Annotated in this window: 17 protein-coding genes and 1 pseudogene; 13 read left to right on the top strand and 5 right to left on the bottom strand. The window is 61.3% G+C overall.

What is annotated here, in order from left to right; translation table 11 throughout:
- Positions 1-129: 129 nt before the first annotated feature.
- Positions 130-294 (top strand): hypothetical protein, encoded by a 165-nt coding sequence (locus ACQRBT_RS22835; RefSeq protein ID WP_162843532.1) that lies wholly within the window; start codon positions 130-132, stop codon positions 292-294.
- A 51-nt stretch (positions 295-345) separates the two neighbouring features.
- Here ACQRBT_RS22835 and ACQRBT_RS22830 read toward each other — a convergent pair whose 3' ends face one another.
- On the bottom strand, positions 346-570 hold the full coding sequence (locus tag ACQRBT_RS22830) for a YgdI/YgdR family lipoprotein (RefSeq protein ID WP_060753092.1): 225 nt from the start codon (positions 568-570) through the stop codon (positions 346-348).
- Positions 571-758: 188 nt separating this feature from the next.
- Between ACQRBT_RS22830 and ACQRBT_RS22825 the strand changes: the two genes are divergently transcribed.
- Positions 759-2405, top strand: coding sequence for a VRR-NUC domain-containing protein (locus ACQRBT_RS22825; protein ID WP_244699125.1), 1647 nt, complete (start codon positions 759-761; stop codon positions 2403-2405).
- A complete protein-coding gene (locus tag ACQRBT_RS22820; RefSeq protein WP_411984091.1) occupies positions 2402-4657 on the top strand; it encodes an ATP-dependent DNA helicase in 2256 nt (751 codons plus the stop codon). Before ACQRBT_RS22825 ends, ACQRBT_RS22820 begins: the two co-directional genes overlap by 4 nt.
- 42 nt (positions 4658-4699) lie before the next feature.
- Here the strand turns inward: ACQRBT_RS22820 and ACQRBT_RS22815 are convergent, their stop codons facing one another.
- Both ACQRBT_RS22815 and ACQRBT_RS22810 read right to left on the bottom strand, forming a co-directional pair.
- Positions 4700-5650 carry an alpha-E domain-containing protein gene (locus ACQRBT_RS22815; RefSeq protein ID WP_060753090.1) on the bottom strand — a complete coding sequence of 317 codons (951 nt, stop codon included), beginning with the start codon at positions 5648-5650 and terminating at the stop codon, positions 4700-4702.
- A 2-nt stretch (positions 5651-5652) separates the two neighbouring features.
- Complete coding sequence (locus tag ACQRBT_RS22810; protein ID WP_090371131.1) at positions 5653-7062, bottom strand: circularly permuted type 2 ATP-grasp protein; 1410 nt, start codon at positions 7060-7062, stop codon at positions 5653-5655.
- 401 nt (positions 7063-7463) lie between these two features.
- Here ACQRBT_RS22810 and ACQRBT_RS22805 point away from each other — a divergent pair, with 401 nt between their 5' ends.
- The 3 genes from ACQRBT_RS22805 (at position 7464) to ACQRBT_RS22795 (ending at position 8387) form a co-directional block, all read left to right on the top strand.
- On the top strand, positions 7464-8009 hold the full coding sequence (locus ACQRBT_RS22805) for a hypothetical protein (RefSeq protein ID WP_060753088.1): 546 nt from the start codon (positions 7464-7466) through the stop codon (positions 8007-8009).
- Positions 8010-8079: 70 nt separating this feature from the next.
- Positions 8080-8241 (top strand): hypothetical protein, encoded by a 162-nt coding sequence (locus ACQRBT_RS22800; protein WP_199777954.1) that lies wholly within the window; start codon positions 8080-8082, stop codon positions 8239-8241.
- 11 nt (positions 8242-8252) lie between these two features.
- Positions 8253-8387: a hypothetical protein gene (locus tag ACQRBT_RS22795; protein WP_279613724.1), complete on the top strand. Its 135-nt coding sequence runs from the start codon at positions 8253-8255 to the stop codon at positions 8385-8387.
- An 11-nt stretch (positions 8388-8398) separates the two neighbouring features.
- On the opposite strand, the gene ACQRBT_RS22790 is transcribed toward ACQRBT_RS22795, so the two are convergent.
- On the bottom strand, positions 8399-13402 hold the full coding sequence (locus ACQRBT_RS22790; RefSeq protein WP_412046033.1) for a glycosyltransferase: 5004 nt from the start codon (positions 13400-13402) through the stop codon (positions 8399-8401).
- Positions 13403-13669: 267 nt separating this feature from the next.
- Here ACQRBT_RS22790 and ACQRBT_RS22785 point away from each other — a divergent pair.
- The 6 genes and pseudogenes from ACQRBT_RS22785 to xylB form a co-directional block, all read left to right on the top strand.
- Positions 13670-14846: pseudogene (locus ACQRBT_RS22785) on the top strand (pyridoxal phosphate-dependent aminotransferase); the annotation flags it as partial.
- A 189-nt stretch (positions 14847-15035) separates the two neighbouring features.
- Positions 15036-16568 carry a sugar ABC transporter ATP-binding protein gene (locus tag ACQRBT_RS22780; RefSeq protein ID WP_412046034.1) on the top strand — a complete coding sequence of 511 codons (1533 nt, stop codon included), beginning with the start codon at positions 15036-15038 and terminating at the stop codon, positions 16566-16568.
- Positions 16561-17538 carry an ABC transporter permease subunit gene (locus ACQRBT_RS22775; RefSeq protein ID WP_161548122.1) on the top strand — a complete coding sequence of 326 codons (978 nt, stop codon included), beginning with the start codon at positions 16561-16563 and terminating at the stop codon, positions 17536-17538. Before ACQRBT_RS22780 ends, ACQRBT_RS22775 begins: the two co-directional genes overlap by 8 nt.
- Positions 17539-17572: 34 nt before the next feature.
- Positions 17573-18505, top strand: coding sequence for an ABC transporter substrate-binding protein (locus ACQRBT_RS22770; protein WP_412046035.1), 933 nt, complete (start codon positions 17573-17575; stop codon positions 18503-18505).
- Positions 18506-18529: 24 nt separating this feature from the next.
- Complete coding sequence (locus ACQRBT_RS22765; RefSeq protein WP_412046036.1) at positions 18530-19531, top strand: LacI family DNA-binding transcriptional regulator; 1002 nt, start codon at positions 18530-18532, stop codon at positions 19529-19531.
- Between the two features lie 7 nt (positions 19532-19538).
- On the top strand, positions 19539-21029 hold the full coding sequence (gene xylB, locus ACQRBT_RS22760; RefSeq protein WP_412046037.1) for a xylulokinase: 1491 nt from the start codon (positions 19539-19541) through the stop codon (positions 21027-21029).
- Here the strand turns inward: xylB and ACQRBT_RS22755 are convergent.
- Positions 20998-21438 carry an Lrp/AsnC family transcriptional regulator gene (locus ACQRBT_RS22755; protein ID WP_060753081.1) on the bottom strand — a complete coding sequence of 147 codons (441 nt, stop codon included), beginning with the start codon at positions 21436-21438 and terminating at the stop codon, positions 20998-21000. The two genes, xylB and ACQRBT_RS22755, sit on opposite strands and share 32 nt — an antisense overlap.
- Positions 21439-21547: 109 nt before the next feature.
- On the opposite strand from ACQRBT_RS22755, the gene ACQRBT_RS22750 reads away from it, so the two are divergent.
- Positions 21548-22450: a DMT family transporter gene (locus ACQRBT_RS22750; RefSeq protein ID WP_412046038.1), complete on the top strand. Its 903-nt coding sequence runs from the start codon at positions 21548-21550 to the stop codon at positions 22448-22450.
- Position 22451: the final 1 nt, after the last annotated feature.

The following is a 22451-nucleotide window of genomic DNA, read 5'->3' as shown; positions in this document are numbered from 1 at the left end:
TAAACGCAGCGGCGTGGAAAATCCTTCGCTAAATAAATCTTTAACTTCCCATCGCGACGGATCGGCCGGCGTGCGTGCGTTTAACGGTCAAGCGAGCTGTTTCGCGTGATCACGTGGGAGGAATCGAACATGTCCCGTTTACGATTGTTGCTGTGCGCCTTGGTCCTGCTGGGGTTGGGCGGGTGTGCGGTGTACCCGGCGTATCCGGCCCCGTGCTGTTATCGCCCGTACTACCACTCGTACTATTACCATCCCTACTATCACCCGTATTACCACCCGTACTACCGGTATTGACCGAGGGATGCCCCTTAACAAAAAGCCCCGCATTTGCGGGGCTTTTTACTGTCATTTTTCCTTGATGACCGTCGCCACATCTGCGGCTTTTACGCGTATGTGCTTGCCGGCGATGTCGGTGAACTCGTAGAAGCCGTCGGCTGTCTTGGCGTTGGGGACGTCCTTGGTCAAATACTGTGTGCCATTTTGCAATGTGACCACGGTTTGCGTCGCACACCCGGCCAACAGCACAAAAGACAGTGCAACCAGTGGCAGACCCAAATTCTTCATGTTCATAACCCTTACCCTTAACCCTGAAAAATCCCGTAGCCAGGGGCTGCGGGCCCTAAATGTTACGCCATCAACTGAGCTATCTGATCACTTTTATACAAAAAGTTGCGTGCGCCATTTATCTATTACCGATTGCAACAGCCGTTCGCTGGCGGCACTCTGTATGCATAACCAGTATTCGATCAGCGCGTGACATGGCCAACCCCCTCGACGATCCCCTGTATTACCTGCATAACTTCCGTCAAGTACTGCTGTGGCTGGGGCAGCGCTATGCCGATTTGCTCGATGCGCACGAAGTGCATTTTATTCAGCAGTTCGACAGCTTGCCGCAGGCGTCCCAGGCGCTGCTGGTGCGCATGGTGATGCGCAAGGGCGTGCATTTTCGGGCGAGCAAACTCAATTACCTGGAAATTGGTTGCACCCACACGGCAGCGCTGGCACTGGTGCAGCAGGGTTGGGTCGATGACCAGTGCCCGCTGGGCTTTGAAGCATTGTTCGCCGTCCTGCAGAAAGGCGAAATCCTCGCGGCCTTCAAGCCCTGGATCGAGCAACCCAAGGCCAGGAAAACCGATTGGCTGGACGCGTTGGCGGCGCGGTTTACCGAGCCCCGGCATTTTGCCCAATGGTGCCCGGACCTTGAAGACACCCTCTATAGCCTCACGGTGATGGACCTGTGCGACCGCCTGCGGCTGATGTTCTTCGGCAACCTGCATCAGGATTGGTCGGAGTTCGTGCTGGCGGACCTGGGCATCTACACCTACGAAAAGGTCGAGTTCTGTGCGCAGTCCCGTGGCTTGCGTCACCGTGATGACGTGCACGGTTTTCTGTTCCTGCATCAGTGCCAGCAAGCGTTTGAAGCGGGGCAGGCGCTGGACGTGGTACTCGCGCAAATCGCCACGTTTGCCACCGACAACCCCTGGCTGGAAAAGCGTCGCGCCAAGTTGTTGTTCCAGATCGGCCAGTATTGCGAACGCAGCGCCGAGCTGGACCTGGCGCAACGGATCTATCGCGAGTGCGCGCACCCCGGCGCGCGTTCGCGCCTGATCCGGGTGCTGGAGCGCCAAGAGGACTATGCCCAGGCCATGGCCCTGGCGTGTGCGGCGCAACAGGCGCCGGAAAGCGCCGCCGAACAGCAACATCTGCTGCGCGTGCTGCCGCGTCTGCGCCGCAAGCTGGGGGAGCCGGCGCTGCCCAGGATCAAGCCCCGGGCCATCACCCGCCTGGACCTGGACTTGGCGCTGCCCGAACCGCTGATGTCGGTGGAGTATTGCGTGCAGGCCCATCTCAGCGAGCCGGATGCGCCGGTGCATTATGTCGAGAACGGGCTGATCAATTCGCTGTTCGGCCTGCTGTGCTGGGACGCGATCTTTGCGCCGTTGCCGGGGGCGTTTTTCCACCCGTTCCAGCGAGGGCCGGCGGATTTGCACAGCGAAGATTTTCATCAGCGTCGGGCACCGCTGTTCGCGGCCTGTTTCGAGCAGTTGCAAGATGAGCGCTACAAAACCAGCATCCGCCAACGCTACGCAGACAAATGGGGCATCCAATCGCCTTTCGTGTTCTGGAACCTGCTCAGCGAAGCGCTGCTGGAGCAAGCCCTGGACTGTTTGCCCGCCGAGCACTTGCGCTATTGGTTTGAACGCTTGCTGCTGGACATTCGCGCCAACCGTACCGGCATGCCGGACCTGATCCAGTTCTGGCCCGCCCGCAAAACCTACCGCATGATCGAGGTCAAGGGGCCGGGCGACCGCCTGCAAGACAACCAGCTGCGTTGGCTGGAGTTCTGCGGCGAGTACCAGATGCCGGTCACCGTCTGCTATGTGCGTTGGGCGCAACCGGCTTGAGCTACAGCGTCGCGGTACGCGCGTTGTGTGAGTTCACGGCCAAGGTCGGTGACCTGGACCTGCGCTTCACACCGTCACCCAGCGCCCAGGAAGGCATCGTCGGGCATCGCACGGTGGCTTCGCGGCGCAGCGCGCATTATCAAAACGAAGTCGCCCTCGAAGGCGAATATGCACAACTGAAGGTGCGGGGCAGGGCGGACGGCTATGACCCGGATGCCAATCGCCTGGAGGAAGTCAAAACCTATCGTGGCGACCTCGGTGCCCAGCCCGCCAACCACCGGCAATTGCATTGGGCCCAGGTCAAGGTCTACGGCTGGCTGATGTGCCGCAAGCTCGGCCTTGGCGAGATCGACCTGGCGCTGGTGTACTTCGACATCGTCGGCGAAGGCGAAACCCTGCTCAACCAGCGTTTCACCGCAGTGGAGCTGGAGCAGTTCTTCAACCAGCAATGTGCGCTGTTCCTTGGTTGGGCCGAGTGCGAGATGCAGCATCGCGACGCGCGTAACAGCGCGGCTCAACGCCTGGCGTTCCCGCATGCGGCCTTTCGCCCCGGCCAGCGCCCGTTGGCCGAGGCGGTATACAAGGCCGTGAGTACCGGGCGTTGCCTGATGGCCCAGGCGCCGACCGGCATCGGCAAGACCGTCGGCACGATTTTCCCGATGCTCAAGGCATTGGCGCCCCAGCAACTGGACAAGGTGTTCTTCCTCACGGCCAAGACCCCAGGGCGCAAACTCGCCCTGGACGCGGCGCAGGTGCTCTACGACAGCAGCCCCGATCTGCCGCTGCGCGTGCTCGAACTGGTCGCGCGGGACAAGGCTTGCGAACACCCGGACAAAGCCTGTCATGGCGATGCCTGCCCATTGGCCAAAGGTTTTTACGACCGCCTGCCGGCCGCACGCAAGGCAGCGTCCCAGGTACGCCTGCTGGACCAGCGCAACCTGCGCGAGGTGGCGCTGGCCCACGAGGTCTGCCCGTATTACCTGAGCCAGGAAATGGCGCGCTGGAGCGACGTGGTGGTCGCCGACTACAACTACTATTTCGACTTTGGCGCCATGCTGTTCGGCCTGGCCCAGCTCAACCAATGGCGCGCCGCCGTGCTGGTGGACGAAGCCCATAACCTGGTGGAGCGCGCCCGTGCGATGTACAGCGCCAGCCTCGACTCCTATGCACTCAAGACCTTGCGCGACGTCGCCCCCGACCCCTTGAAAAAGCCTTTGCAGCGCCTCAACCGTGAGTGGAATGCGCTGCACAAGGACCAGCTCGCGCCGTACCAGGCGTATGCGAGCAAGCCCGACAAACTGCTCCAGGCCCTGAGCCTGACCACCAGCGCCATGGGCGAGTACTTCAACGACCACCCCGAGGCGCTGTCCGGCGACCTGCAAGCCTTCTACTTCGAAGCGCTGCAATTTGCCAAGGTGGCCGAGTTGTTCGACGAACATTTTCTCTTCGATATCAGCAAGCGCCCGTTCGGCGGCAAACGCAGCGCTTCAACCCTGTGCCTGCGCAACCTGGTGCCCGCCGAGTTTATCCGGCCCCGGCTGACGGCGGCCCGCAGCAGCGTGCTGTTTTCCGCGACCCTGAGCCCGCGTCACTATTACGCCGACCTGCTTGGCTTGCCGGCGGACACCGCCTGGATCGACGTGGAGTCACCGTTCAAGGCCGAGCAACTGCGTGTACGTATTGTTGATCAGATCTCCACACGGTTCGTGCACCGCCAGGCCTCGCTGGAGCCGATCGTCGAGTTGATTGCCCAGCAGTTCGCCGCGCAACCGGGCAACTACCTGGCGTTTTTCTCAAGCTTCGATTACCTGCAACAGGTGGCGCAGTTGATGGCCGAGCGGCACCCGCAGGTTGCGTTGTGGTTGCAGTCACGCGGCATGGCCGAGGCGCAGCGGCAGGCGTTTCTCGACCAATTCACCCAGCACAGCCAGGGGGTCGGCTTTGCCGTGCTGGGCGGTGCGTTTGGCGAAGGCATTGATTTACCCGGCGCGCGCTTGATCGGGGCATTTGTCGCGACCTTGGGGCTGCCGCAACTGAACCCGATCAACGAACAGATGAAAGCGCGCATGGGCGCGATCTTCGGTTCGGGCTACGACTACACCTATTTGTACCCCGGCCTGCAGAAAGTGGTGCAGGCGGCGGGGAGGGTGATCCGCAGCCAACAGGACCGAGGTGTGGTGATGTTGATCGATGACCGCTTTGGCGAGGCGCGGGTGCGCCAATTGTTGCCGCGTTGGTGGTTGATTGAGTGATGCCCAACCCAACCACCTGCGGACTACCCCCGGGGCCGCGCCTCAGACGACTTCCAGGTAAGAGCTATGAATCGCCCGCGCCAACTCGCGCACGGTGTCGATGAACTCGGTCAGCCGGCTATGCAAGCCGTCTTCAAGGATTTCATCGATGCCGGTATAGCGCAGTCGCGCCTCGAACTCCGCCGCCAGGCGCTGCGCCGAGCGCCCGTAACTGCCGGGCAGGTCCGCCAGGATATGGCTCAGTTCCTCGATGCACGCATGCAACGAACGCGGTACATCGCTGCGCAATAGCAGCAACTGCGACACCGAGCGTGCGTTCAGCGCATTCGGGTACAACTCGGTGTACGCCTCGAACGACGACAACGCGCGCAGCAGCGCGCTCCACTGGTAATAACCGCGTGCCGACAGGTCGCTGACTTCTTCCGACTCTTCGCCAAACATCTCGTAGCGCGCATCCAGCAGGCGCAAGGTGTTGTCCGCGCGCTCGACAAAGGTGCCCAGGCGGATAAACCGATAGGCATCATTGCGCATGATGGTGCCCGAGGTCGCGCCTCGGAACAGGTGCGAGCGCTGCTTGACCCAGTCGCAGAAGTGGCTGATGCCGTGGCGTGCCAGGCCGCCGGCGGCGATGCTGCGCATTTCCAGCCAGGTGGCGTTGAGGTTTTCCCACATGTCGGCGGTGATGCGCCCGCGTACCGCATGGGCATTGCCCCGGGCGGCGCGCAGGCAGTTGTAGATACTGGCGGGGTTTTCCGCGTCGAGGGCGAAGAAATGCAACATGCGCTCGGCGTCCAGGTGCTTATGGCGTTCGAGGTAGCTGTCCAGGGTGCCGCTGCTGAGCAACGACATCGCCAGTTCGTCCAGCCCATCGCTGCGCCCGGCCTGGGGCATCAACGACAGCGAGTAACTGACTTCCAGCATGCGCGCCAGATTCTCGGCACGTTCCAGGTAGCGGGACATCCAGTACAGATCTGCGGCGGTTCTACTCAACATACTCAGTCCTCCACCACCCAGGTGTCTTTGGTTCCGCCGCCTTGCGACGAGTTGACGATCAGCGAACCTTCCTTCAATGCCACGCGGGTCAGCCCGCCGGGCACCAGGCGGGTTTCCTTGCCCGACAACACAAACGGTCGCAGGTCGATATGCCGTGGCGCGATACCGTTTTCGACAAAGGTGGGGCAGGTCGACAGGCTCAAGGTGGGCTGGGCGATGTAGGCGTGGGGGCGGGCCTTGATGCGTTGGCGGAAATCTTCGATCTCGGCGGCCGTCGAGGCCGGGCCCACCAGCATGCCGTAGCCGCCGGAGCCCTGGGTTTCCTTGACCACCAGCTCGCCCAGGTTAGCCAGCACATGGGACAGTTCATCCGGCTTGCGGCACTGGAAGGTCGGCACGTTTTGCAGGATCGGTTCTTCGCTCAGGTAGAAGCGGATCATGTCCGGCACATAGGGGTAGATCGACTTGTCATCGGCCACCCCGGTGCCAATCGCATTGGCCAGCACCACGTTGCCCGCGCAGTACGCGGCGACCAGGCCAGGAACACCCAGCATGGACTCCGGGTTGAATGCCTGTGGGTCGAGGAACGCATCGTCGATACGCCGGTAAATCACATCCACGGCCTTGGGGCCGTCGGTGGTGCGCATGAACACCTTGAGGTCGTGCACGAACAGGTCGGCGCCTTCGACCAGTTCCACGCCCATTTCCCGGGCGAGGAACGCGTGTTCGAAGAATGCGCTGTTAAAGCGTCCGGGCGTCAGTACCACCACATTGGGGTTGTCCAGGCGGCTGGAGCTTTTCAGGGTCTTGAGCAGCAGGTTGGGGTAGTGGTCCACCGGTGCAATGCGCTGCTTGGCGAAGACTTCCGGGAACAGGCGCATCATCATCTTGCGGTCTTCGAGCATGTAGCTCACGCCGCTGGGCGTGCGCAGGTTGTCTTCGAGCACGTAGTAGGTGCCATCACCGTCGCGGACCAGGTCCACACCCGAAATGTGCGAGTAGAGGCCGCGGTGCAGGTCCAGGCCGACCATCGACTTCTGATACCCCTCGTTGCCCAGCACCTGGTCCGCCGGGATGATGCCGGCCTTGATGATGCGCTGGTCGTGGTAGATGTCGGCAAGAAACAGGTTGAGGGCGTTGACTCGCTGAATGCAGCCGCGTTCGATCACGCTCCATTCACTGGCGGGGATGCTGCGCGGGATGATGTCGAAGGGGATCAGGCGTTCGGTACCTTGCTCGTCGCCATAGAGGGTGAAGGTGATCCCGGCGCGATGGAACAACAGGTCAGCTTCGCGACGCCTCTGGGCCAGCAGTTCCGGCGGCGTGTTGGCCAGCCAGCGTGAGAAGTCCTGATAGTGCGCACGGCACACGCCGTTTGCGTCATTCATTTCATCAAAGAAAGATCGAGCCATTCCAGTACCTTGTCAGTGCCGAGTGAAGCTTGATAGCACTGCCGCTTCAAAAAACGCATTTTTTATAAGGCCGTGGCGCACAGTGCCAGCGGACCGGGTCCTTACTTTCTTATGGGGTCGGCTCTGGGTCGGGGGGTAACGAAAGCTCCTGCAGATGAGCGCGGTAGTGGGTGATGAAAGGGTTAAGCAAAGCTTGTGCCTAAACCGCCTGTAGTGAGCGAGCTTGCTCGCGCTGGAGTGCGCAGCGCTCCCGCTGGTATTGGGGCCGCTGCGCAGCCCAGCGCGAGCAAGCTCGCTCACTACAAGGGCAGGCGGTGCGCCAAATGGGTGCGTGACAATGTTTGAACTTCACCTTGCCGTGATTCTTCTAACGACACTCGACACCTTAATGGAGCACCGCCGTGCCCAGAATCATCTCGCCGGATACTCCCGAAGCGGCGCTGACCGATCACAGCGAACACAACGCCAAGATCTTCGGCTCGCCCAAGGACCGCCTGGATTTCTATCGCCGAGAGATCCAATACGAAACCAGCATCCTGGCCAACCGCACCGATGCTTACCTCACCGCGCAGTCATTCCTGGTGATTGCGTTCGTCTCGGGCATGGGCAATCTCAATCCCGAGTGGGGCAAATTCTTCACGCTGGTGGTGCCGGTATTCCTCGCCGCCCTGGGCATCCTCAGCTCGTTGAACGCCTGGCCGGGTATCCGCGCCGCCTACGAAATCATCGACCATTGGCACTACAAGCAGAGCGAACTGCTGCGCAGCGAGCCGGTGATGGGGCTGGCGTATGACGACTCGCCGCTGTTCTGCGAAACGGAGTCATCGCACAAGGGCTATCGCAAGTCGCTGTTGTTTTCGATGCGTGCGCCCTGGTTGTTCATGGTGTTCTGGGTCTTGCTGGGCGCCTATGCGTTCTACATCCAGGTGGATAACCCGGTGTCTTGAATCAATTGAACTTCAGCGCCGGAAGCGTGACCTTAACTCTACCCGGCCGATATTTTCCAAGAGGTGCCCCATGAACCCACACCCACAACCTGCCACCGGTGCCGATGCCCCCAAGGACCCGACGCCGGCCAAAGACCCCAAGGCCAAGGAAAACGACTACAGTCCAGACTTCAAGCCCGAGCGCGAGCCCAAGCCTGAAACCGATGCCGATATCGATACCCAAGGCGGTTAGAGGGAACGGTCATGTCAAAAGAGCCTGATGAAGAACTCAACGACCCCGGCAATGAAGACCCGGGGTCGTTGATGGATGATGCGCAAGTGCCGCTCAAACCGGTAGATGAAGCGCCGCAGGCCGGCACTACAGAGCCCCAGGATTGAACCTCTTCAAGTCAGGCGTTGATCCAGGAGTGTTCAGCGCCAATCCTGACCTGGAACTTGTAGTGAAGCGGATAGTAATGCTGCTTTAGGTTGTCCAGCTGTTTGTCCAGCGTTTGCGGGGGAACGATGCCGCGACGCGTGTAGTACCGACGAACATCGTTTTCAATGTTGACTATCGGGCCGTGTGATTCGAGCTTTCCGTTGACCAGCCGCGACTCCTTGGTAATGCCGTCAAAGCCCAAGTCGTACATGTCAGGCCGTTGCGACTTGAGCACCTTGTTGAACAGCGTTGGCCCCACAGTCTCAAAAATCTTGCCCTCATAGAGATTGAATTCAGGGGTGTATTGCACTCGGCCGTCAGGCCCACGGCCCACCGTAGGCCGGTTCGCCGCAAAGTAGGGTTTGTTGGCCGCAAAGCTGGTTTTCATTTCATCAATGACTGCGGTGATGACCGGGTTGCCTGCTTGTGTGCCGAAATTGCTGGTGTTGTAGAACGGCTTATAGCCGGTGAGGCTATGGGCAACCGGTTTGTTGAGCAGCACATCACTTGCACCGGCATTTAACCCATCAGCCCCGACCTTTGCCTGGATCACATCATCGGTATCCAGGTAGAACCCACCATATTTGTTGAGGATAGGGTACCGGGCAACGTCTGAAGCGGCGGCCAGGTTTTTTCCTTGTCCCTGTCGGAAGTAGTCGTACATTCCATCGCCTTTCAACTGTTTGAAGACGTCATCCTCGCGCAGGTTCCTGACTTCCAGGCCGGGAGCCTTGCTTTCCAGGGTGCGCTTTATCTGGTTGAAAATGGCTGGGGTGTCAGCATCCACATGCAGGATGGACTTGTACCCAGGCGCCTGGGCGGCGTTGTTGAGCAGGGTATCCATCAGCTTGGACGGGAGCTCTTGGCCCGCCCAGAAATAGTGAAGGTTTCTGGGGATCGGCTTCACATCGTTGGGGATTTTCACGGCCGAAGGCGGCATGACATCAACGAACGAGTAGGTATGCGCATCTGCCTTTCTGGCTTTTATGAATTCGTTGAACGGCCCGCGTTGCCACTTGCCCTTGGCGCTTCGCCAGAAATAGGCAGGGTTGAGCGGATCGATACCGGTGGACAGGTTGCTTTCTTTCCAGGCTCCCGCCGAACTGTCAAAGATGACGTTATGTTCGACGCCCTTGTAGTTGAGCGTGAACGGGGTGGTTGAGTTTTCCACGACTTTAATGTCGTCCATGGGCACGACATAGGTGCTGTCGCCCAATTTCCAACGCAAGGGTGCGTCACTCTTGCCGCCCAGCAAACGCGCAGTTCTGGCGGCAGGTTCCCATCCTGAGGCCCCCAGATCCCTGACCGCAATGTCCGGCCCCGTGCCCTGGGGATGCTGGATGACGCGTTGTCCGTCTTTAAGCTTGGACTTGTAAAGCACCCCGTCGATCTTCACGTATTCATTCCGGCCACGGCCCACATAGACATTGCCTTGCAAGCCCTTGGCCGAGAGCTCGTCAGCCGCGATGTACTTGGCTTCATAACCCAGGAGGTCCGGGTCCAGGGGCCGGACCTCGCCGCCAGCCGCGATTCGGTGAGGGGTGAAGTCTTTCAAAGGTGGCCCGAAGGGTTGTTTCTTGAACGCATCGTATCGGTGCCAGTTACCTTGAACCATGACCGCGATGTCTTCCACCGTCTGTTGTCCAGCCTTTAACCGTCCGCTTGCCGCCAGGCCGTATTGCTGACTGGCGGCCTTGACGGCATCAGCGCTGCCGATCGCGTGCAAGCTGTCGGCGGTATTGGCGCCAGCAGGAGCCACCCGGAAGTTATCCAGCGGTTTGCCGAAGGCTTGCTGGGTATGCGGGTCAAAGGCGTACCAGCGACCTGATGCCTCATCGAATTTGGCCAGGGCTTGGCTTTCCACCGTGTGATTGAGTGCCCTGTAGGTGCCTTCGGCGATGTCCGGCTTTTTGGCCAGCTCAAGCAGGTTGACACTACGCTGGCCACGTAGATGTTGAATCCCGCGGTAGGTGGCGCCGGCTGCCGTTATGACTGCCTTCTTGCCTGCCTGCAGGACACCCAGCGCCAGGTCATCGACCCCGCTCAAGGGGTTCAGCGCGCCCACCGCTGCCCGGCCAATGATTTTGCCTGCATGGCCCACCCTTGAAAGGGCTGACGCGCCTGCGACAACGCCTTTCGCACCTTTGAGTGCGCCACCAATGCCGATCGCAAAACCGAACAGGTCGACAACAACTTCAACAATGCCTTCCTTGATCCTGCCGTTGATGATGTTCTCGATGCCTGATTTGAATGGAATCAGGCCGACGACGATTTGTTCAATGGTCTCGTACAGCGGTACCTGAGTGTCGAATGTCGTGGCACCTTTGGCATAACGCTCGACCTCGGGCAGGCGCATGTCGTCGAGTACCGCATCGACGATGTAGCGGGTCCGGGCACTGCTGAAACTGTCAGGCGCGCCTCGGGCATCTTTTTTCTCATCCGTAACGTCTGCCGGGTAGTTACCCGCAGGTTTGATCACGTCGTACCGCTTGCCGGGTTGGGGGATGGTGCCGTTGGTCGGCGGGTATTCATCATAGGTCTGCCCAGGCCGGCGAGTGATGGTGCCCTTGTTTCGATCAATCGCATAGTGGATGACCTTGCCGTTGTATTCGGTTTCTACCAACAGCACGCCATCGGCCACTCGTACGGGGTGGTCCGCCCGGTGGTAGCTGACTTCCTTGCGGACCGTCAATTGGCCGAACTGCAGATGCTGACGGTCTTCCAGCGGTTGTCTGGCCAGCAGCAATTTGTACTGCGCCGCCGTGGTTTTTTTCAGCGCATCGGAAAAGTCGGTGAATTGTTGCGCGAACAGGTCTTTTGGGCGTGGCAGGCTTTTCAGCTTTTCGCGAACCTCATCGAAGTTGAACGCGCTGGATGAAGAGACCCAGGCGGCGGGCGTTTGATCAGGCTGCTCCTGGTTTTCCTCGGACCTGAACAGGTTGGTGAAGTTACGTGCCTCTTCCTTCCAGAAGTTGGCACGGTTGGGTGTCCAGAACAGAGGGCGTCCGTCGATGTAACTGTCCAGTATCGAGTAGCGTTCTGGAAAGCGTTTATGTGCGGGCTGTACGGTGATGCATTTTTCGTCGAACCATTTCGGGTCGATGTGCGGCAGGGCCTTTTTCAGCTGTTCCAGTGCAATGGCCCGAGTGGTCGGGAGTTCCCTTATGTCTGTTTGCGCCGCCTCCTTCAACTCGTTGATCTGGGCGGTGAACGCCTTGCGCACTTCAACCATGGCCGCTTCGGTCGAGGGATAGGCCTGACCGTTGGCGACGGCCCACTCCTTGAGTGCTTTGGCCTGGGCGGCATATTCACTTGCGCTGTCCTCATCGGTCACCGGTGCGGTGCTGCCTTCCAGCATGATTTGCGCATAGTTCATCGTTGCCGTGGCACCCGGCGATTTCGCTTCAATACGGGCGACTAGGGTGGCGAAGCTGACCCAGCTGTGAGTGCCTGGGACGATCGTGTCCGGGATGCCCTTGACCCGGAACTCCGGTGCCAGCCTGGTCAACACCAGGTGCGCCTGGATCAGCGCCTTTTCAGGCGACGAAGCCTGCCCGCGAGCAACCAGATGCTCGACCAGTTCCTTGAAAACCGTGGCAGCCGTCTTGTCCACATTCTCAGGCGAAACCAAGTGATAGCCGCCAATCTTCAAGCCCTGTGCTGCGTCGCTATCAATCTCCAGATGCAGCGCCGCCAGCAGCCAATCGGTGCCGGGGCCTTTGACGCCGCGCGCGGCAAAGAGTGCTTGAATGGCGTCACCCAGGGCCTGGCCCCTGGGGGAGCTGATCAAGGCTTCAATCATCAGGCGCGGGTTGTCGAGCTCGGCGGGAGAGATCGACCGATTGTCCAGCAGGTAGTCCAAGACAGTTTTGAACGGGCTCAGCTTAATGTTGCCGAACGTGCCGCCCTGAATATCCGCCTTGAGCTGTTGCAGGCTCTCCTGGTCAAGCCACCTCAGCGCACCGCTGAGGTTCCCCTGCACAGCCGCCTTGGGTGTGGGAGTGGAGAGGGCGGTTGCGAGGTTGACCAGCTCTTCGTGACGGGTTGGCAAGTGCAACCCGTGGTCCGTGAGGTATTGTAAAAGCGAGACGGTCGGGGACTGGCCGCCGCTTGAGGGACGGTAGCTGCTGTCAGCAGACAGGTTGAGTGTCCTGGCTTTCAGTTCATGCGTAATCTGCCCATCATATTCGACGCCATTCTCCACGGATGCCGCCAGGTGTCTGAGTTCGCCGGCCGCCTGATGTCGGTTGTGGATATCGCCTGTAAACGCTTTCTGGTTCTGGAGTGCTTCCTCGCTGCGCGATTCGATCAAGTGTTTCGACGTGCCTGGATCGAGCGGGGTGAACCCCTGGTTTCGATCGATTTCTGCCGCCCGCTCACGCATCGCCGGCCCGGTGAGGTCCTGCCGCTCGTTGTAAAACCGGCCGATCAACCACCAGGCAACCGGTTCATCTGGAACACTGACCGGCGGCTTGAACCAGGTATCGGCATGGCCTGCGGCAATAACCCTGGCGGCATTCAGAACCGGGCCGCTGATAGCCGCCCAGCGCGGGTCGTCTTGCCCGACCGTATGGAGTTTTTGTTCGGGATCACGCGCCCGCGTGAGCGTAAAGCTGATCTGGCCCGAGGTGGCGTTGAGCTTGATCGATGCCGTGTCGATCCCTTGGTCTCGGATCCACTGCAGCACGTCGGGTGACTGAAAGGTGTTATGCAACTGCGTCCACCACTGACCGAAGGTGGAGGAGGGAGGAAGCTGGCCAATAGTGATGTTTCGTTCACGGTTGGCCGCCAGGAGCAACGCGCTGTGATATTCCGTTGTTGCAAGCTCACGATCACCCTCGCGGCGTGAACCTTCAGCCGGTGCCGAGGGGGCGGGAAACTCACGCGCTTGCCCGGAAAGCTGCGGCGGGTTGGCGGTTGTCGGGGCGGGGGGAGGACGATGTTGCGTGGCATGGGAGAGCGAAACAGTGTTCATGAGGTTGGTCACCGACAGGGTGTGGATTACGCCCGGGCTCACTAAGTCCCGTGGCATTGTCCTTGTGTCGCCATGCTCGCCGTTTTGATTCCTCGCTTCTGCCGGCAGGTCCTGTGCCTTGTGTTTCCACTCTTTGCGCCAAAGGCTTTGGTGTCGAGCCGCCTTGATTGATTGGACGGCTACGGAGTTTGAACTATGTTGAGCGCATCCATCCGTTCGCACTTGGACGGACCCACGCTTTTTTCTTTTTGAACGAGAGGCCCCGGCATGCGGTTTTCCCCCTTCGTTGAGCGAATTACAGGGCAGGGCGTCGCTGCCTGGGACATACACCACGCCGCGTTTCACGCCGCTAGCCAGGGCGAGGACATCATTATCCTCAGCGTCGGCGACCCCGATTTCGCCACGCCATCCTTCATTACCGATGCCGCCGTCGGCGCCCTGCGCGAGGGCGATACCCACTACACCGAGATCCCCGGCCGCCAGACCCTGCGTGACGCGGTTGCGGCGCGCTACAGCAACAGCCTGGGGCGCGCCGTAGGCGCCGAAAACGTCATCATTGTGCCCGGCGCACAAAATGCATTGTTCATCAGCTCCCTTTGCCTGTTGCAGGCCGGGGATGAAGTGCTGGTGCTCGACCCGATGTATGTCACCTACGAAGCCACGCTCAACGCCAGCGGCGCGACCCTGGTACGTGTGCCGTGCTTGCCGGAGTCCGGCTTTCGCCTGGACGCGCAGGCGCTCGCCGCAGCGATCACCCCGCGTACCCGAGCGATCTTCTTCTCCAACCCGAACAACCCCACCGGCGTGGTACTTGACCCTCGGGAGCTGCAAGCCATCGCCGACCTGGCCGTGGCCCATGACCTGTGGGTGGTGGTCGACGAGGTGTATGAAAGCCTGGTGTTCGACGGCCAGTACCACAGCCTGGCCGCGTTGCCGGGTATGGCCGAACGCTGCATCGTGATTGGCAGTTTGTCCAAGTCCCACGCCATGACCGGTTGGCGCATCGGCTGGATCATCGCCGCGCCGCAGATGGTGGTGCACGCACAAACCCTGGTGCTGAGCATGCTTTACGGTGTGCCGGGGTTTGTGATGGAAGCCGCGACGGCGGCGGTGCTGGCCCATGATGACGTGACCCAGGGCATGCGCGAGATCTACCGGCGCCGACGTGATTTGGTGGTGACCGCGCTGAGTCTCTGCCCTGGCATCCAGGTGCAGGCACCCCAAGCCGGTATGTTTGTGCTGATGGACATACGGGGGACCGGCCTCAGTTCCCTGGACTTCGCCTGGCGACTGTTTCGCGAAGCCGGCGTGTCGGTCCTCGATGCGGCGGCCTTTGGTGAGCCCGCCCAGGGTTTTGTGCGCTTGTCGTTCACCCTCGGCGAAGTACGCCTGGCCCAGGCGTGCCGCCGTATCGCAGGCTTTGTGGCCAAGTTGGCCGATGAGCGCGGTGACTGCAGCCTGGGTCGTCACGCAGCGTCAAATAGCTAGTAACCCGCAGATTCCGCGTTTTTGCTTTGACTGAAACGTTTAACCAAACGATAAACGGCACACGCAAGCGCTTGCGTAAGGAAATGTATCTGATCTAGAGTCGGCAGCATTCGACAACAAAAATAATAAATCCAGGAGCTCAGCCATGAGCCTTGATCCCTTGCTTGAGATGCAGGGCATCAGCAAAACCTTCAATGGTTTGCGGGTGCTCAAGAATGTCGGCCTGAAGGTCTATCCCGGTGAAATTCATGCCCTGATGGGTGAGAACGGCGCCGGCAAGTCGACCCTGATGAAGATTCTTTCCGGCGCTTACCAGGCCGATCCCGGCGGTGAAATCCGCATCGACGGCCAGCCCGTCGCCTCCTTTGACCCCGCCAGCGCCAAGACCCTCGGCATCGCCGTGATCTATCAGGAACTGAGCCTGTGCCCGAACCTGAGCGTGGCTGAGAACATCTATCTGGGGCGCGAACGCCGGCGCGGCTGGACCATCGACCGCAAAGGCATGCAGGCCGGCTGCGTCGAGGTGTTGCAACGGTTGGGCGCCGAGTTCAAGCCCAATACCCTCGTGAGCAGCCTGTCGATTGCCGAGCGTCAACTGGTGGAAATCGCCCGCGCCTTGCATGCCCACGCGCGGATCCTGGTAATGGATGAACCGACCACGCCGTTGTCTTCCCGCGAAACCGACCGCCTGTTTGCCCTGATCAAACAGCTGCGCAGCCAGGGCCTGGCGATCATCTATATCAGTCACCGCATGGCGGAGATCTACGAGTTATCGGACCGGGTCTCGGTACTGCGCGACGGCCAATATATCGGCGAATTGACCCGTGAAGCGCTGTCCGCCGAGGTGCTGGTAAAAATGATGGTGGGCCGTGACCTCTCGGGTTTCTACAAGAAGGAACACGCGGCGTATAACCCGGGCAACGTGGTGATGCGCGTGCGCGATATGGCGGATGGCAAGCGGGTACGCCGCTGCAGCTTTGATTTGCATGCTGGCGAAGTGCTGGGCATTGCCGGGTTGGTTGGGGCCGGGCGTACCGAGCTGGCGCGCCTGATTTTCGGCGCCGACCCGCGCACCAGCGGCAGCCTGGAAGTGGTCGGCAAGACCGTCACCCAACTGCGCACCCCGGCCGACGCTATCCGTGCCGGCGTGGTGTACCTCACCGAGGACCGCAAGGCTCAGGGGCTGTTCCTGGACATGAGCGTGGCCGACAACATCAATGTTTGCGCCTGTGTCCCGGATGCCCATGCCGGCGGCGTGCTGGATCGTGGTCATGCGGCACAACGCGCTGCCGCTGCGATCAAGTCGCTGTCGATTCGTGTGGCGTCGGGCAAGGTCAATGTCGGCGCGTTGTCCGGCGGCAACCAGCAGAAGGTGCTCCTGGCGCGGTTGCTGGAGGTCAAGCCGCACGTGCTGATCCTCGATGAACCGACGCGGGGCGTGGACATCGGCTCCAAGTCGGAGATCTACCGCATCATCAATCAACTGGCGCAGGCGGGCGTGGGCATCGTGGTGATTTCCAGCGAGCTGCCGGAAATCATCGGCACCTGCGACCGTGTGCTGATCATGCGCGAAGGCGAGTTGGTCGCCGAAGTCGGCGGGGCTTCCGGCCATGCCATTTCCCAGGAACGTATTATTGACCTCGCCACTGGTGGCGATCAGGTGGCTGCCCATGGCTGAATTGACGATGACAACAACCAATAAAACCGAACGCGTGCGTGAACTGATGCGCACCGTGGGCATGCTGCCGGTGCTGGTCCTGCTGCTGGTGGGCTTTGCCCTGGCCAGTGAAAACTTCCTCACCGTGCAGAACCTGTCGATCATCACCCAACAGGCTTCGGTCAACGTGGTGCTGGCGGCGGGCATGACCTTTGTGATTCTCACGGCGGGGATCGACCTGTCGGTCGGTGCGATTCTCGCGGCGTCCGCCGTGGTCGCCCTGCAGGCGTCGATGTCGCCGCAGTTCGGCATGTTCGGGATCGCCGCGGGCATCGGCTTCGGGCTGTTACTGGGCCTGGTCAATGGCGGGTTGATTGCCTTCATGCGCCTGCCGCCGTTTATCGTCACCCTGGGCGCGCTCACCGCCATGCGTGGCCTGGCGCGTTTGCTGGCGGACGACAAGACCGTGTTCAACCCGGACCTGCCCTTCGCATTTATCGGCAATGACTCGATCCTCGGCGTGCCGTGGCTGGTGGTGATCGCCGTGGCAGTGGTGGCGTTGTCGTGGTTCATCCTGCGCCGCACGGTGATGGGCGTGCAGATCTATTCGGTGGGCGGCAACCCCGAGGCGGCGCGGCTGTCGGGGATCAAGGTGTGGAAGGTGCTGCTCTTTGTCTATGCCATGTCCGGCGCATTGGCCGGGCTGGGTGCGGTGATGAGCGCTTCACGCCTGTTCGCCGCCAACGGCCTGCAACTGGGCCAGTCCTATGAACTGGATGCAATCGCCGCGGTGATCCTCGGCGGCACCAGTTTCACCGGCGGTGTCGGCACCATCGGCGGCACCCTGATCGGCGCGCTGATTATCGCGGTGCTCACCAACGGCCTGGTGCTGCTGGGGGTGTCGGACATCTGGCAGTACATCATCAAGGGGATCGTGATCATCGGTGCGGTCGCGCTGGATCGCTATCGCCAGTCCGGTGCGCGGACCTGAGTTCATTCAAACAACAATCACAAGAGAGACCGGCATGAACTTCAAACGACTGTTTCCCGTCATTGCCTTGGCTACCCTGGTGTCCCAGGCCGTCGATGCTCGTGAACTCAAGGCCCTGGGCATCAGCATGGGCTCATTGGGCAACCCGTATTTCGTGACCCTGGCCGACGGTGCCACGGCCCGGGCCAAGGAGCTCAACCCCAACGTCAAAGTCACCTCGGTGTCGGCCGACTATGACCTGAGCAAGCAATTTTCCCAGATCGATAACTTCATTTCGTCCAAGGTCGATTTGATCCTGCTCAACGCCGTCGACCCGTCGGCCATGGCCTCGGCGATCAAGAAAGCCCGGGATGCGGGGATTGTAGTGGTGGCGGTGGATGTGGACGCCAAGGGCGTGAATGCCACGGTGCAGACCGACAACGTCGAAGCCGGCAAGCTGGCCTGCCAGTTCCTGGTCGACAAACTCTCGGGCAAGGGCAATGTGATCATCCAGAACGGCCCGCAGGTCACCGCCGTGACCGATCGCGTCAAAGGCTGCAAGGCGGCATTCGCCGCAGCGCCGGGGATCAAGGTGCTCTCGGACGACCAGGACGGTAAAGGCTCGCGCGAAGGCGGCTTGAACGTAATGCAGGGTTACCTGACGCGCTTCCCGAAAATCGATGGGCTGTTCGCGATCAACGACCCGCAAGCCATCGGCAGCGACCTGGCGGCCAAGCAACTGAAACGCAGCGGCATGATCATTACCTCGGTGGACGGCGCGCCGGATATCGAGAACGCGCTGAAGACCGACACGCAGATCCAGGCATCCGCCAGCCAGGACCCATGGGCCATGGCCCAGACGGCGGTGAATGTGGGCAACGACATTCTCAATGACAAGGCCCCGGCCGAAGCGGTGACCCTGCTGACGCCGAAACTGATCACCCGCGACAACGTTGGTACGTACAGCGGCTGGTCGAGCAAACATTGATCCACTGAGCAAGGGGCAAGCGCCGTGGTCACCATGGATGACGTGGCAAGCCGGGCGGGGGTGTCGACCTCCACCGTCTCCCACGTATTGAACGGCACGCGCAAGGTCAGCCCGGTGACGGTGCAGGCGGTACAGCGCGCCATTGAGGAGCTGGGGTATATCCCCAACACCCTGGCGCGCTCGCTGGCCCGCTCCAGCACCAGCACGATTGGCGTGGCGATCTCGGCGCTGTCCAACCACTATTTCAGCGAAACCGTGCACGCCATCGAAACCGAGTGTGCCAAGCACGGTTACATGATGCTGTTCGTCGATACCCACGATGACCCCGAGCAAGAGTTGCGCGTGGTCACGGCGCTGCATCATCGGCGGGTTGACGGGATGGTGCTGGCCCCCTCGAATGGCTCCAAAGCGCTGGACTACCTGCACGCCAACCAGATCCCCACAGTGCTGGTGGACCGCATGATGAGCGAGCAGTTTGACCAGGTCGGGGTGGACAACGCCCAGCCGACTCAGGCCCTGATCGCTCATCTGATCGCCCATGGCCACCGCCGCATCGGCTTCATTGCCGGACGCGAGGGCTTCAGTACCACGGATGAGCGGGTGGCGGGTTATCGCGCCGCGTTGCAGGCGGCGGGGTTGGCGTTTGATGCGCAGCTGCTGGTCAATGGCGGCTCGAATACGCAGCCGGCACGCCAGGCCACCGCGCAGTTGCTCGGCCTGGCGGCGCCACCTACGGCGATCATGGCCGGCAATAACCTGATGACCCTGGGTGCCATGCACGCGTTGCGTGACGCACACATAGCGGTGCCGGGGCAGATGGCCCTGGTGGGTTTCGATGATTTTGACTGGGCGGATTTTTTTGTGCCGCGCCTGACTTTGATTGCCCAGCCGGTGCAGGCCCTGGGCGCACGGGCGGTCGATCTGCTGCTGCAACGCATGGCCAGGCCCGACGCGCCGACCCAGAGCGTGCGCCTGCCGCCCACCCTGCGACTTCGCCATTCATGTGGCTGTATTGGATTGGAATAACCCCCGTATGAGCAGTCCTGTTTCCCTCGGCATAGACCTCGGCACCTCGGAACTCAAGGCGATCCTGATGGACATCGACGGCGTCGTGCTGGCCCACGCCGGGGTGCGCTTGAGCGTGTCGCGGCGCCACAATGGCTGGTCCGAACAGGCGCCGCAGGATTGGTGGCTGGCTTGCGTGCAGGCGCTGGAGCAATTGCGTGCCCATGAAGCCTTCGCCCGTGTCGCCTGTATCGGCTTGTCGGGGCAAATGCACGGTGCGGTGTTGCTGGGCAAGGATAACCGCGTGTTGTACCCGGCCATCCTGTGGGATGACTCGCGGGCGGTGGCCGAGGCCGAACAACTGGGCAGCGAGTTCGCCGAAGTGACCGGCAGCTTGCCCATGGCCGGGCTGACCGCCCCCAAGCTGCTGTGGCTGCAACAGCATGAGCCTGACGTCTTCGCCGCGATTGATTGCGTGCTGTCGCCCAAGGATTACCTGCGGTTGCGCTTGAGCGGCGAGCGCATCAGCGAGATGTCCGATGCCGCCGGTACGCTGTGGCTGGACGTGGCGCAGCGTGAGTGGTTTACCCCGATGGTACGCGCCACCGGCCTGGTGCCGCGCCAACTGCCCCGGCTGGTCGAAGGCGGTGCCGCCAGTGCCGTGTTGACGGCCGGCGACCTGGGGCTGGCGCCTGGCGTGGTGATCGCCGGCGGCGGAGGCGACAACCCGGTGGCTGCAGTGGGCATGAGTGCCATCAACGCCGGCGATGGTTTCATCACCCTGGGCACCAGCGCGGCGGTCGTCGCCATCACTGATCATGCTGCCGGTAACCCGGGCAGTGCGGTGCACAGTTTCTGCCATGCATTGCCGCACCGCTGGTACACCATGGGCGCCATGCTGGCCGGGGCGAGTTGCCTGCGCTGGGTCACGCGGCTGACCGGCATGCCGGACGAACAGGCCTTGCTGGATCAGATCCAGGCGCAATGGCCGAACGAGCAGCCCGTGCCCCCGGAGATGCCGCTGTTCCTGCCGTATCTGGCCGGCGAGCGCACCCCCCACAATGACCCGCTGCTGCGCGGCGGTTTTATGGGCCTGGGCCATGATTGCACGGCGGCCATGCTCGGTTATGCGGTGCTGGAGGGCGTGGGTTTCGGTTTGCTGGATGCGTGGCACGCGGTGCAATCGGCCGGTGCCCACGTCGAGCGCTTTGCCTTGGTTGGTGGCGGGGCGCGCAGTGAATACTGGGCACAGCTGCTGGCCAATATTCTGCAGCGGGAAGTTTTCACGCTGCGCGGCAGCGAGTTAAGCGCCTGTATCGGTGCGGCGAAGCTGGGGTTCCTGGCGATCGGGCAGGGCGACAGGCTGTTGGAAACCGGCATGCCGGTCAAGGCGCGGTACTGGCCGGACCTCACGCAGCAGCCGCGGTTAAACGCACGTTATCGCCAGTTTCAAGGCTTGCTGGCCGCCGCCAAGGGGCTGCACGCCGTCAGTCAGCCAAGGGCGGCAAGCGCCGTTTGACCGGGGTTTTCTTGACGATGGCGGTATTGGTTTCGGCGTAGGTGTTGAGCCGGTCGAGCAGGGTGTCGAGCTGTTCCATGGTGCGCACATGCAAGCGCGCAATAAAGCAGTCATCACCGGTGACCTTGTCGCATTCGGTGAACTCCGGGATCGCCTGGATCTGACGTTCCACTTCCTGCAATTTGCCGGGTAACGGGCGGATGCGCACGATGGCTTGCAGCAGGTAGCCGAAATGCCGGGGGTCGATGTCGACCGTGTAGTGAGTCAGCACGCCGCGCTCCTCCAGGCGGCGCAGACGCTCGCCGACGCTGGGCGAGGACAACCCGGTGATGCCCGCCAGAGCCTTGAGCGACAGCCGCGAGTCATCCATCAAGGCGGCGATCAGTTGCTGGTCGATGGTGTCAATCATGAAGTTCGCCTAATAAGAAAAGGTGATTTTTGGATTTTGCCTTTTTTAGTCGCTGGAGCCACTGCCAAGCAGATTGCCATAATTGAGCCTCACTTGAGGAGCCTCAATCATGGATACATCCATCCGTCGCGGGTCATGGGAAATGGTCGCCGCCATGCTGATCTCCGGCACCATTGGCTGGTTTGTGCTGGTGTCTGGCGTGTCGGTCATCGAAGTGGTGTTCTGGCGCGGTGTGATCGGGGGGCTGACGCTGCTGCTGGTGTGTGCGCTACTGGGCTATTTGCGCCTGGACTTGCTCACCTGGGCCAAGCTGGGGCTGGCCATGCTCAGCGGGGTGGCCATCGTCGGCAACTGGCTGCTGCTGTTCGAGTCCTATTCCCGCGCGTCCATCGCCATCAGTACGGCGGTGTACAACGTCCAGCCGTTCATGCTGGTGATGTTGGCGGCGGTGTTTCTCGGGGAAAAGATCACCGTGCAGAAACTGGCGTGGTTGAGTGTGGCGTTCCTCGGCATGCTGGCGATTGTCACCGCCCATGGCGCGCAACAGAGCGGCGGCGGTGATTACTTGACGGGCATCGCCCTGGCCCTGGGCGCGGCGTTTTTGTACGCGGTGGCGGCGCTGATCATCAAACGCCTGAAAGCCGTGCCACCGCACTTGATGGCCTTGATCCAGGTCATCACCGGTGCCTTGTTGCTGGCGCCATTGGTGCCCTGGAACAGCTTGCCGGCGGCGGGCAACGCATGGGCGGCCTTGGCCACCCTTGGCGTGGTGCATACCGGCTTGATGTATGTATTGCTCTACGGCGCGATCCAGAAACTGCCGACGGCGATCACCGGCGCGCTGTCGTTTATCTACCCGATTGCAGCCATTTTCGTGGATTGGATTGCGTTCGGACATCGCCTGGGATGGCTGCAATGGCTGGGCGTGGCGGCGATTCTGCTGGCGGCGGCAGGGTTGCAGCGGGGTTGGTGGTGGCCCCTGAAAGCCCCTGGCCGAATTGAAAAGGCGTGAT

The organism is Pseudomonas sp. R19M (assembly GCF_050312585.1).
GTDB classification, from domain to species: domain Bacteria; phylum Pseudomonadota; class Gammaproteobacteria; order Pseudomonadales; family Pseudomonadaceae; genus Aquipseudomonas; species Aquipseudomonas palleroniana.
The sequence above is the reverse complement of the archived record's forward strand: the minus strand, read 5'-3'. Positions and strand labels throughout refer to the sequence as shown.